We start from the raw sequence: 313 nt of genomic DNA on the forward strand, positions 1-313 counted from the left end.
GGTTAGAGCACCGTCTTGATAAGGCGGGGGTCGTTGGTTCGAATCCAACCAGACCCACCAAGATTTCTGTGCGATGTTGGTGAAACCAGCGTCTGTGTAGGAAACGGGGGATTAGCTCAGCTGGGAGAGCGCCTGCTTTGCAAGCAGGATGTCGTCGGTTCGATCCCGTCATCCTCCACCAAAGCCTAACGATGAGTACTGCGAGTCAGTATTGATCGTTGGTCTTTATGCAGTTTGGTTTAGACCAGTCATACGCTCTTTAACAATGAGGAAGAAGCACAACGTAAAGTGTTTCTGAGTAATCGAGTTTCCA

The 313-nt window shown here is 49.5% G+C and carries 1 tRNA gene; it reads left to right on the forward strand.

The annotated features are described in order from the left end of the window. Positions 1-105 precede the first annotated feature (105 nt). A tRNA-Ala gene (locus tag A7W11_RS05100) sits at positions 106-181 on the forward strand. Positions 182-313: the final 132 nt, after the last annotated feature.

Origin of the sequence: Bordetella ansorpii (assembly GCF_900078315.1) — a bacterium.
In the GTDB taxonomy this organism is placed as follows: Bacteria; Pseudomonadota; Gammaproteobacteria; order Burkholderiales; family Burkholderiaceae_B; genus Bordetella; species Bordetella ansorpii.